The sequence below is a fragment of the Microcoleus sp. M2_D5 genome (genome assembly GCF_036701935.1).
Lineage (GTDB): Bacteria > Cyanobacteriota > Cyanobacteriia > Cyanobacteriales > Microcoleaceae > Microcoleus.
Genome location: NZ_JAUBRP010000123.1, coordinates 1 through 12285, shown reverse-complemented (window position 1 = coordinate 12285; position 12285 = coordinate 1). Strand labels below are relative to the sequence as shown.

The 12285-nt window shown below is 46.0% G+C and carries 8 protein-coding genes; 4 read left to right on the top strand and 4 right to left on the bottom strand.

Annotated elements, in window-relative coordinates:
* Nucleotides 1-559: 559 nt before the first annotated feature.
* Nucleotides 560-1720 (bottom strand): quinone-dependent dihydroorotate dehydrogenase, encoded by a 1161-nt coding sequence (locus QUA50_RS28195; RefSeq protein WP_333262901.1) that lies wholly within the window; start codon nt 1718-1720, stop codon nt 560-562.
* A gap of 214 nt (nt 1721-1934) precedes the next feature.
* Here QUA50_RS28195 and QUA50_RS28190 point away from each other — a divergent pair, with 214 nt between their 5' ends.
* Nucleotides 1935-4856 carry a GAF domain-containing protein gene (locus tag QUA50_RS28190; RefSeq protein WP_333299358.1) on the top strand — a complete coding sequence of 974 codons (2922 nt, stop codon included), beginning with the start codon at nt 1935-1937 and terminating at the stop codon, nt 4854-4856.
* A gap of 334 nt (nt 4857-5190) precedes the next feature.
* Here QUA50_RS28190 and QUA50_RS28185 read toward each other — a convergent pair whose 3' ends face one another.
* The gene (locus QUA50_RS28185; RefSeq protein ID WP_333262908.1) at nt 5191-5664 is read right to left on the bottom strand and encodes an ABA4-like family protein; all 474 of its coding nucleotides are present in this window, start codon (nt 5662-5664) and stop codon (nt 5191-5193) included.
* Between the two features lie 306 nt (nt 5665-5970).
* Between QUA50_RS28185 and QUA50_RS28180 the strand changes: the two genes are divergently transcribed.
* The gene (locus QUA50_RS28180; RefSeq protein WP_333262911.1) at nt 5971-6981 is read left to right on the top strand and encodes a leucine-rich repeat domain-containing protein; all 1011 of its coding nucleotides are present in this window, start codon (nt 5971-5973) and stop codon (nt 6979-6981) included.
* A gap of 335 nt (nt 6982-7316) precedes the next feature.
* On the opposite strand, the gene QUA50_RS28175 is transcribed toward QUA50_RS28180, so the two are convergent.
* Both QUA50_RS28175 and QUA50_RS28170 read right to left on the bottom strand, forming a co-directional pair.
* On the bottom strand, nt 7317-7439 hold the full coding sequence (locus QUA50_RS28175) for a hypothetical protein (RefSeq protein WP_333262914.1): 123 nt from the start codon (nt 7437-7439) through the stop codon (nt 7317-7319).
* A gap of 94 nt (nt 7440-7533) precedes the next feature.
* Nucleotides 7534-9033: an NAD(P)/FAD-dependent oxidoreductase gene (locus tag QUA50_RS28170; RefSeq protein WP_333262917.1), complete on the bottom strand. Its 1500-nt coding sequence runs from the start codon at nt 9031-9033 to the stop codon at nt 7534-7536.
* Between the two features lie 207 nt (nt 9034-9240).
* On the opposite strand from QUA50_RS28170, the gene QUA50_RS28165 reads away from it, so the two are divergent.
* Nucleotides 9241-10932 (top strand): hypothetical protein, encoded by a 1692-nt coding sequence (locus tag QUA50_RS28165; protein WP_333262920.1) that lies wholly within the window; start codon nt 9241-9243, stop codon nt 10930-10932.
* Between the two features lie 111 nt (nt 10933-11043).
* Nucleotides 11044-12039, top strand: a complete 996-nt coding sequence (locus QUA50_RS28160; RefSeq protein WP_333262923.1) for a pentapeptide repeat-containing protein — start codon at nt 11044-11046, stop codon at nt 12037-12039.
* Nucleotides 12040-12285 lie beyond the last annotated feature (246 nt).

Genomic DNA, 12285 nt, shown 5'->3' with positions numbered 1-12285 from the left:
CTTAAATTTGTTGGCCATATTACATCTCCTCTACTTTTAGCCTACATTTAGTGTACCTTCATAGTGAATTGGTATTAGATGCGTGTTAGCTCAATGGAATTGTTAAAGTTATTGAAAATTACAATCGCCGATTTACTTTTGATGTAATACTGATTGAAATCGAGATAAAACCCAAGATTTATTGTAGTATTAATAATGTTAGGAAAATGTGGGTAGAGTATTGCCTGATACTTTTTTTAGCGATCGCACTGTGAGTCATATCAATTCCGGCAGTCAGGCCGGAATGATATCAAATCCGCACTTCTAAGTCTGGCTTAAAGTCGAATCAAGCTGCCAACAAATAATTCGCGCAATTTTCATTTTTTTTACTCACAGTCACCAGTCAACAGTCAATAGTCATTAGTCATTAGTCATATCAAATCCGTTAGCATCAGAATTATTCATCTCTCTGTTCTCTTCCTCTGCGTTCTCTGCGTTCTCTGCGGTTTAATCATTCCAATGCAACCGGAATTGATATCATTAGTCATTAGTTAACAGTTAACAGTCAACAGTCCTATGTCTATTGATTGTCCGAACCTACTGCCTCAGAAATAGAATTAAATCCGCGTTCTTCTAACTTTTGCAACAACCCTTCGAGAATCCGGCGCACCATCCAAGGCCCTTCGTAAACCCAACCGGTGTAAACTTGAATTAAACTCGCACCGGCGGCTATTTTTTCCCAAGCATCTTCGGCGGTGAAAATGCCGCCAACTCCAATTATGGGTAATTCGCCTTTTGTATATTGCCAGATAAATCGGATTACTTCTGTCGATCGCTCCCGCACTGGAAGCCCGCTAATTCCCCCGGCTTCTTCGGCGATTGGTTTGCCTGTTTCTCGCAATATTTGTGTTTTCAATCCGTCGCGGCGGATGGTGGTATTTGTGGCGATAATTCCTGCTAGTTGGTAGGTTTTTGCTAAGTCGAGGATTGATACGAGATCCTCTGACTCCAAATCCGGCGCAATCTTGACTAAAATTGGCTTGATTCCCTGATTTTCTTGTTGCAAAGATTCCAAAATTGTGCTAAGCCCAGCAGCATCTTGGAGCGATCGCAACCCAGGCGTATTCGGAGAGGAAACGTTGACTACAAAATAGTCGCCCCAATCTTTCAGCAGCTTAAAACTCTCCAAATAGTCGGCTGCTGCCTGCTCTAACGGTGTTACCTTAGATTTACCGAGATTGATGCCCAACGGGAACGGAGACTGAGGTATGGGGCGCTGGGCATCGAGTGGGGACTGTTTCTGTGCTGCCTGAAACCGGGCTGCCATTGCCGCGGCTCCTTGATTGTTAAATCCCATGCGGTTGAGGGCTGCACTGTCCTGGGTCAAGCGAAACAAGCGAGGTTGGGGGTTTCCCGGCTGCGGTTGACAAGTGACTGTTCCGAGTTCGGCAAAGCCAAAGCCAAAATTTGCCCAAATATCTGCAGCTACGCCGTTTTTATCAAATCCGGCGGCTAAGCCGACAGGATTGTTAAAGCTCAGTCCCCACCTCGATTGTTCGAGGCGAGAATCTTGGACTCCCAAAGATTTCTGCAATCGAGAGAGCATTTGGCTGGTTGCGGGGTTTGACTGGGTTCTGGCTGCGAGTTCGAGAACTTGGAGAGTGCGGTTGTGCAGCCACTCGGCATCGGTTTTCAATACGGAAAACAACAGCGGGCGTACACTTGATTGATAAATATCCAATGACTTATCCTGGGGCAGTTGACAAATGAGAAGCTCAATAAAAAGATTCAGGAGAAGGTGAGGTTTTTACTTCAACTTCGATCGACTTTATCCAATGTTTGAGATTGAAGGATAAGTGAGACGATTATATTATAAGTTGACGCTTTTGCATTTTATTTTTTTGAATATTTAAGTTAGTAATTTTAAATTAGACAAGGTGCGGGGAAGCTTGGAAATGGGGCAGCAGCAAAGACCGAAGGATTTAGACGAACAAATCGCGACCCTAGAACGCGTTCTCCAGACTCTGCGGGAAGAGGAGAATGTGGAAGTGCTACTTTCGACCACACTCGGTTACTTGCAAGCGGAATTTGACTGGCGGTTGATTTGGATCGGGTTGTACGATCGACAAGCCCACAGATTGTTCGGGAAAGGCGGCATGACTCCTAACGGCGACCAGTCTTTTCTCAAACAGCGGTTTGCCCTCAGCCCGGGAGATTTGCTGGAACAAGTGGTGATTCAGCTCCGCCCCGTGGGAGTCCCGGATTTGCGATCGGAAAACAGAGCCGGAGAATGGCGCAAAGCAGCTCAAACTTTCAATATTCAAGGCACGACTCTGTTTCCGCTGCGCTACAAAGACCGCTGCTACGGCGTGATTTTGCTCGGCACCCAGGTGTGGGGAGCGTCGCCAAAGTCTGGGGAAAAAACGCAGTTGGCGATCGTATTTGGAGCGCTGGCAACTGCTCTTTACCAAATAGAAAAAGACTGGCAGCGCCAACAAATCAAACACCCAGATGAGTCTCTTTTAGCGCTGATTTCGCAGTTGGGGGAATTGCGATCGCTCGACCAATACTTGCAAGCGGTTGTCGAACAAACTCACGAATTTATTGAGCCGACGCGCACCAATGTTTATTGGTTCGAGCGAGAGCGGCGCTATTTTTGGCGCCGAGTCAGCAACCGCGAAGTTACTCCGGGTTTGAGCGGGCCGGGCCGAGCGGCTTCGGGCATCACCGTCCAAGACTTGGGCGAATTTTATCAGGCTTTGGGCAGGGAAGAAATGGTTTGGATCGGTGAATCTCAAAGTTCTCTGAAAACTGAGCTGACAGGGCGGTTGATGCAGCAAATCCGCGCTCGCTCTCTGTTGGCTGCGCCGATTGTTTCGGAAGGGGAATTGTTGGGATTTTTGGCGGTGGAAGCCAGCGAAGCGCGGATTTGGCAAGACAATGAAAAGCATTACCTGCAGGGAGTGGCGCAGTTAGTAGCTCTGACGGCTCCTGTGTCGGAGATGGAGGAGAAAATTCAGCAAATTGAGATCGATCGAGATTTAACTGCCGGAATAGCCCGCGCCATCTACAGCGATGCTGACTGGGAGGCGACTTTGAAAAATACCGCCGAACAGTTGTGCCAGAGGCTCAAATGCGAATACTTTTTGCTGCTGCTGTACGGCGAAGAACAAAATCGCTTTGAAATTGTCTGCCAAAATTTGCCCCGCAACCGCAGGGCAGTGCCGTCGCCGCTCAACGCCCTCGATGTGGCTGACGCGGGGCTGTTGCAAGAAAGCGCACCTCTGGCTATTGAAAATTGGGAGGAAGACGGGCGGTTGGGCGCTTGGCGGGAAGTGCTGGGGGAGGCGGGGGTGCGATCGCTGTTGGCATCGAACACTCGGAGGAAAAAGTCCGAGGGAGAAAACCCCAATCTCAAATCAAAAATCGCCAATGGCAAATCGATCGAGGGTTTGCTGGTTGTCGGGCACAGTGCAACTCGCACTTGGAGGCGATCGGAGCAAGAATTAGTGCGGCTGGTGGGCCAACAACTCGGATTGATCCTGCACTCGTGGCAGCAGAGTTCGGCAATCGACAAATATCAGCAATTTGAGCGATCGCTCAAATCGGGTTTGGCGGTTTTGCACCATTCTCCTGACGAGCAATCTGAGCAAGAGATATCTGCTGCTTCACCGACGATGTTCCCAGAGTTGCCGCTGCAAAAGCTCGATCGTAACTTTGCTCAACAGGTTTCCCAGACAATTTCCTGTCCTTTAGTAGCCGTAATTACTTGGAATCCCGGTGATGAGGAAGGTTCTATCGTGGCGGCGGTAGCTGCCAATCCCGTATTTGCCCTCAATCCCGAGGCGGTGATTCCTGTCAAAACGGATGCTTTGATCCAACAAACCCTAGCTGCTAACTGCGTAGTGCAACAGAGCACGAGCCAACTGCAGCTGGCGACGAAGCGGTGGCTTCGCAGTCCGGGAATTGGCGAGATGATGACGGTGGCGCTGCGGACGGCCCCAGAACACGCTCCGGCGGGCCTTGTGGTGGCTGCGGACGCTCCGGGCCGCCAGTGGTCGGAGTTGTCGGTGAGTTTACTCAGCTCGATGGCGTCTCAGTTGGCTTGGTGGCGCAGGTATTTGGCGGTGCAATCGATCCAGGAGTCGCAGCGATTGGATCTGGAGTTGCTCAACTGGTACAAACAGCGCCGTTTTGAGGAGTTTTACCGCACGGTGGGAGCGGGGGTGAAGGAGTTGGGGGAGTTGAGTCAGTCGATTTTGCAGTCGGCGAAGGAGCAAAAGGATGCTCTGAAAACTTTGCGCTACCAACAGGTTTTGCGGCAAATTGGCAATGCTTTGGGGTCAACTCATTTGCTGCTGAAACAGGAACATTGGCGGCTGCAATTCGCACAAGATGCGGTGCCTGTGAGCGCTTGGCTGAGGCGATCGCTCGATCGAACGGCCTCCCTGGTCAAACAGTCGAAAGTCTCGCTGGAAGTCCACAGAGAAACTGCTGTGTCGATGCCTGCGGGCCAGACTTTGAGCGTTCGCGGGGACAGCATCAAGCTGGATTTGATTCTGTGCGAATTGCTGGCGACGGCTTGCAGGCGCTCTGCTGTTGGGGCCAAGATTGAGATTCGCTCTCAGTTGTTGGGGGAAGATTTGTTAGAATTGTCTGTGATCGATAGCGGCGCGGGCGATCGACAGTTAATTGCTGCCTTCAACGGCGGTTCCGAACCCGATATATTAGCGGTTTCTAGTTCCAATAGGTCGATCGGGCAAAATCTCTTAATTTGTCAGCGAGCGGTACGCTTAATGGGGGGAAACTTTTATCTAGAAATGTTAGAAAATAATTTAATTGTGGCTCGTTTAGTGCTGCCGCTAGCCAATTCTTAATCTGGTAAAATTTTGTAAAAGTTCCAAGCTGCGATCGAGGATTGTAGGGGCGGGTTTCACCAACAATAATTGCCTAAAACCCATAATTTTATAAACCCGCCCCCACCCAACAGTAAACCGCCATCTACCTCGCTGCGATCGAGGATTGTAGGGGCGGGTTTCACCAACAATAATTGCCTAAAACCCATAATTTCATAAACCCGCCCCACCCTACTAAATCGCCATCTACCTCTTTCAAAATACAAGGCACTGGTTTAGCTACGATCTATATTGTTACTGATATCTTGCGCCATTCTTAGGAACGAACGGGCAGGAGAGCCCGTTCCACAATACATCAATTTTCTTGCGGGTGAACCGGAGAACCCGCCCCTGAAAGACTTTCAGAATTAGGGAAAAACCTTTGAGTAATCCAAGCAGTTACAATATGAGAAAGCAATCCCATCGGCCCAGCAAAAAAACACAAAGCCAAAGAATGAACCGTCCAAACTCCTGTCCGCTGTCCTTCCCAATAAATCCAGCGCCCCACAAACAAATCCATCACTAAAAAATGTATCCATCCCGTAGCCGCCGCCGTTTCCTCCCCCAGAAACTTAGCAATATCTGCTAGCTTGGGATTCGACAAAGCTGCCGCATTTTCCGCCGTCAGACTGCTACCAAACAAATATATGTACAAAACGGCGAGCACTGCAAACGGAATGAAGGAATTCATCACTTTTCGGGTAATTCCCCAGTTGGGTAATAAAATCATAATTGCCCAGAAAGGCACAACGAACAGATTACCGGCATTAAAAATTAGTTCTGGTGTCATAGTTGGCTCTTGGCTTCTGCGAAGGCAATGCAATTAACGATGTTAAGATTACTTTACACAATTTTTGCTGAAATTTCTCAAAACCCGAAAAAAATCTCCTTCACCAATGAAATAGAATTGCTATACTTACAGCATATTCCATGTAGATGTATATCGCGAGAAACCGGGTTTCGAGCAATAGAATCAGTATCCGAGGCGAGAACTGTAAAGAAACCCGGTTTCTGGGGTGTACTTCATAAACCACCGAATACGCTCTATCTAAAATTTCAAATCTCCCATCTAAAATCGATTAACGCAGAACAGCCCATGACAAATTATAATAACTTTTCCGAGTGGTGCAAGCACAAAGAAAATCTCTCGATTGGCGCAAAACATACGGTAGAAATACTGTTGCAAATATCAGACAATGCTGAGTGCGATCGAGCCAACGAACTGCTTTCTAATACAACAGAACTTAACCTCAAAAATCTTCAAGTTACCGATATCAGCCCCCTCTCATCTTTCACTCAACTTACTAATCTTATCCTCGGCAGCAATCAAATATATGACATCGCTCCCCTGCAATCTCTAACTAACCTGAAAACTCTGGTTATGGATGTCAATCAAATATCAGATATCAGTCCGCTGTCATCTCTAATAAATCTGACTCAACTCGTTCTCGATACCAATCAAATTTCAGACATCAGTCCCCTAGCAGGTCTAACTAATCTTACCGCACTTGTGTTGTTTGACAACAAAATTTCCGACATCACTCCGGTGAAAAATTTAACTAACTTAAATGCGCTGATTCTCTACAACAATCAAATTTCAGATATCGCTCCTCTTGAAAATTTAACTGAACTTCAGATACTCTACCTTTACAATAATAAAATATCGGATATCACCCCGCTAGCTTCCTTAAAAAATCTCAAGACGCTGTTTCTCTTCGGAAATGAAATATCTGACATTACTCCGCTGGAATCTCTAACTAACTTAAATAAATTGGTTTTATTCCAAAATAAAATATCTGATATTACTCCTTTGACATCGCTTACTAATTTAATTGAACTCAACCTCGGTAACAATCAAATATCAGACATCAGTCCGCTGAAATCGTTAACTAATTTGACTCAACTTTATTTGTTCAACAATCCAATTTCGGATACCAGCGCGCTACAAGCTTTAAATAATTTATTTTTACTAGACTTGTACAACAATCAAATCTCTGATATCAGTTCCCTGCAATCTTTGCAACAGTTGACTGCGCTGGACTTGCGCGGGAATCCCATTGTTAATAAAATTTGTCCAGTCAATCCTGAATCAATCTGCAGGTTTTAATTAATTATTAAGACCGAGGCAAGATGGCGGTTTATAGAGTATAATGTCAAAGGTCAATATCAGGAGAAAGTGATGAGCGGACACGATGCTTTGATGTTAGGATTGCTGCTGTTGCCAGGTTTGGCTTTGTCGATCGCAATTATGGGCGCTTTTGCCGCTGGTGGATAATCAGTTTTGGCAGCAGGCAGATTTTGTAAAAAGTAGTTTTTTCCTCGTTTTCCTCGTTCCCTGGCTCTGGCTGGGAACGCATTTCACTATTGCTCTGCCTCCTGTTTTTTTTTGCAAGCGAGGCAGAGCCTCTGGAGCTCGGTTCCCCGCCAGAGGCTGGGAACCAGTTAATTTTCCTTCTTCCTTCTTCCTTCTTCCTGACATCCGTTACATCTGACATCTTGCACCATTCTCAAGAACAGGCAAGATGCCTGTTCCACAAGAGATAAATTTTTTTGTGGAACAGGCATCTTGCCTGTTCATAAAAGGTTTATTGACAATGGTGCAAGATGTGAGTTACATCCGTTACATCCCGTACATTGCTCGTTGCCGAACTTCCTTCGCTTACAAAAATTGTGCTGTAACATCGGAATTTACCAAAGTATTCGCGCACAAAATACCCGATGCTGCGACGGCTGGGACGCCAATTCCGGGCATGGTGCTGTCTCCCACGCGATACAAGCCTTTGACGGGTGTTTGCGGGCCGGGAAATGTGCCTTTTCCGGCGGCGATTGCAGGCCCGTATGTTCCTTGATATCGGCGCAAAAATCGGGCGTGGGTTAGCGGTGTGCCGATCGACTCTAAGACTATCCGCGATCGCAAATCCGGTATAATTTTTTCTAAAGCTTGAAACAGAGATTGCGATCGCTCTTGCTTTTTCTGCTGGTACAATTCGCCATATTCCCAACCTTCGTAAGGTTCCAATGTATAAGCGTGAACGGCGTGATGTCCGGGCGGCGCGAGAGTTGCATCCCACACTGTAGGAATCGAAATCATGCAAGTATTTCCGGGTACTGTAATGTCAATCTTGCTGTCGCGAACGACGACGTGGTGGCCGGTCAAACCTTCGAGTCCTTCGGCTTTAATTCCTAAATGCAGGTGCATGAAACTGTCTACTGCTGGCACCGACAAAGCGCTTTTTCGGTAGCTTTCCGGCAAATCTTCAGGGCGCAGTAATTTTGTATAAGTATCCCAAACGGTGGCATTGGAAATGACAATTGGGGCGCGGATAATTTCGCCATTTTTCAAGCGAACGCCGCTGGTTTTGCCGGATTCAACTAATATTTGCTCGACGGAAGTTCCCAGGCGCAATTTTCCTCCCCAGCGCTGCAAACCTCGAACTAAAGCATCGACGATCGCACCGCTGCCACCTACAGGATATTCGATCGCACAGCGCGATCGTTCGCCAATCATAAAAGCTATTTCTGGCGCGACAGTTCCGTGCGCTTTCAAACCCGACAGCAAAAAGCACTCCAAATCTATCAAACGCCGCACCCAAGGGTCCCGCACGTCCCGATCCATCAAGGAACCTGCTGAACCCGCGATCACACCTACTAGCGGCAACAGCTTCAGCAAAGCAGGCGAGTACCGAGACAGCAAAACAGGTATTAACTGCCAGTCGGATCTCAGCGCTAAAGCCGGAATTCCACGCAAAGCTTCATACAAAACTAATAAATTTTCTTGAAATTGCTGTAATTCTACAGCACCTTGCGGTGCGAATTTAGCTACAGCATCTAAGTAACTTCTCGCATCAGCATACACCGGTAAACTTCCCTCTGGAAAATGGTAATGCCCCAGCGGATCGTAGGAAATTGCTGCGATCGATTCCTCCAAAACATCAAAAACTTGCCGCAAAGGATTAAACGAGCGGGAGTCAGTCAAACCGCAATAAAAAGAAGGCCCCGAATCAAAGTGAAATCCCCGGCGCGAAAAGCTGTGAGCTGCCCCGCCCGCTATGATGTGGCTCTCGCAGACGAGCACCCGCTTCCCGTAGCGAGCTAGCATCGAGCCTGCGACTAAGCCCCCAATACCGCTCCCAATTACGATCGCATCAAAGTCTTGCATTTATCAAATGTGGTATAATTGTATTATTTCTTGCTAAGTGTTGACCCGCCCAAAAACGGGTACCGTGCCACCTACGCTCCTGAGTGGAGATACTAAAATTTTAGACTCAAGTTCTGGTTCCCAGATTCACGGCGCTGCAAGTAAATCTAAAATCTAAAATCTAAAATCTAAAATCGACTGACAGGGTATTTTTATGGGAGGAAAACTATGAAAGCTTTATCTATTTTAGATGAAGTTGTTCGCGAATTAGAACAAGACGTGAATCTCTCGCGTATTAAAAAAATAATATTTTTTGCTTGTAAAGAGTTCTGGGAAAACGACCCGGCCCAACTCGCCAGCGCAGATGTAAGGATTTTAATCGAAGAACTGTGCGCGAAATACAGCCGGTTAGAAGATATTGAAGCAGTTTTAAATAGTATAGTCTCTAAGGTTAATAAAAAAACCGAGTATGCTTTAGTAGCAGACCTCATAGTCTGTCAACTTAGCAGGCTGTATGAATTTGAAGACTTCACCAAATTAGAAGTAAACATATCTAGTTTTGGCGGTCAGGAATCTCCCGCATTTGAAGAACACTTTAGTTCGGAAGTACCCAGCAGCGAAGAAAGGGCAAGAAACCCCGGCACTTTATTTGATGTGCGACAAAAAATTTTGCAGCAAACAAATCCGCTGAGGGCGAAAATCCTAATTTTTTCTACTCTTTATCACCACTTTACCTTTAGCGATCGCGACTGGCTACTGCTGAAAACTCAAGAACTTGACAATCTACTGCGACAACTGTTTAATGTCTGTGGCAGCCTAGCCGAACTGGAATCTCAATTGTACAGAACTGCTAGCAATCTCGACAACAGAGATGAAAACGACCAAGCAGCGAGCGTAATCATCAAAGCGATGAATCCTTGTTACACAAAAATGCAACAGGAAGAACCCCATGAAGCCGAATCTTCGGCTAGTGAAGATTACGATCAGACACATTTAAACAACAGTGTTTATGAAGAGATTGAGCTGGTGGACAAACGCAGCGATTATTTTGATCCAGGCGAGATTACTCACATCCTCCAAGCTGCTCCACCTCACTATCATTATGACCCTCAAAAGAGTTACTTAGTGCCTGACACGGCAGAAAATCTACCGTTTCAAGAACCCGAAACCAGCAATAATTATCCTACCGAGTTCAGACAGGAAATGGTAGAAACATTCCCAGTTGCAGAAATGCCGACTATTATCGAAATTTTAGAACCGGCCGCTCCTGTTATTATAAATATTAGCGATTCCATCAAACGCAAGTTGGAATTGGAAGAAGAAATGACAGAATTAGTCAGTCAAAGTGCTAACTCCGCCACAGCGCAAATAGAAAATATATTCACCCAGTTAGAATCAGCCTTGAATGGAAAGTTTTCTACGGGGAGTGTAGAAGAGCGTTTGTACTGGAAATATAAAAATCTCAGAGAGTATGTAGGCAAAGTTCAGAAGTTTACCGATAAATTGCTGGAAATTTTGATTGAATTGGAGTCAAAAGAAAGCGGAAAAAATTCTTCTGAAATCACGGAAAACCTAGTTGACAATATTTCCGAACTACCGCCAGAAAACTCTAGCCATAAAGCAAATCAGTATCAGCTTCTGGAAATGGCAAAACAAGGCAAACCAAAGGCGATCGCCCAATTGATTAATCAATTGCTACAGCCTAAAGGAATTGCTGCAACAGTAGGATTTAAAGACGGTTGGCTCCATGTGATTCTGGAGTCTGCTGAAGTACCAAACCAACAGGCTACAGCTACATACATTCACAAAAAACTGTGTACTTTAAAATCCAAATATCTTACTCATGTGAAAATTCACGGGCGACAGTTAGGCAGCAAAACAGTTTCTTGGACTCAAGAATTTGTCAATCAAAATCATTAAATATCCCGACTTAAGTCAGGGGCGACCAAAACTAATTCCGCCTGCGCGAACAGAAGAATTTTAACAATTCTAGAAATAGCAGATTGTACCTAATTAACAACAAAAACAAATATGAATGCCAGCGAAATTTTAAGGCGATATACATCAGGAGAACTAGATTTTCAAGGTATGAATCTCAGAGGGGTATACCTGAGCGGTGCCGATTTAATTGGCGTCAATTTAAGTAATGCTGACCTCTGGGGTGCAAACTTAGCGATGTCGTACCTGAGCAGAATTAACCTTCAGCGCGCAAATTTAACTAATGCAAAGCTGTGCGGTGCTAACTTAAATCAAGCAAACTTGAGCGGAGCAAATTTGTCCGATGCAGACTTCCACGGAGCGACTTTGCAAGGTGCAGACTTTCGCAAAGCAAACATCTCTTTGGCAGTTTTTATTGATGCAAATTTGAGCGATGCAGATATGCGAGGTGTGAATTTGCAAGGTGCCGATTTGCGCGGGGCTTGCTTGCGGGGTGCAAATTTGCGGAAGGAGGTGCGGATTTTTGAGGGTGCAAATTTGCGGGGTGCAAATTTGCAAGGTGCCGATTTGCGGGGCGTCAATTTGCAAGGTGCCGATTTGACTAAAGCTAATCTCAGTCACGCTAATTTGACAGAAGCATCTCTGGGAGAAGCAAATCTGACTCAGGCGAATTTGAGCGAAGCTATTTTAGATGGCATATATTTGACTGAAGCAACTTTGGTAGAAACAAATTTTTCCTGGGCTGTAATGACAAATGCTAAGTTGGAAAGAGCTGTGTTAATTGATGCTGAATTTGCTGGCGCTAACTTGCGGGGTGCATTTCTTCCTGATGTTAAGTTGAGCAATGCTAATTTAGTTATGGCTGACTTGAGTCGAGCTAATTTGGTGCGGGCTGATTTGAGTCGAGCTAATTTGAATCAGGCAAATTTGAGTGAAGCTGATTTGACTGATGCTTACCTGGCTAGAACAGATTTGCGGGAGGCAATTTTGCACCGCACAACTTTGATTAGGGCAGATTTGAGCACTGCTAATTTAGCGGGGGCTCAGTGGCGCGGTACAATTATGCCGAATGGAGAAATGCACGGGTAGTAATATCGTTTCCGGTTGCATCGGAATGATACCGAGGACACGGCACTGCCCATTGGTGTCAACTTAACGCTATTTTCCTCAGTCCGGCAAGGCTTGAAACAAGAGCCTCAAAGCAAAAGTCCTCGCTTGAGAGGACTCATGAGTTCTTCAGTCCTCTTTGAGAGGATTTTAGGATCGTCAATTAAATAATTTGCCTTTTTTCTTGTGGGATGGGCGTCCCGCCCGTCCCCGATAGACGGGCGGGAC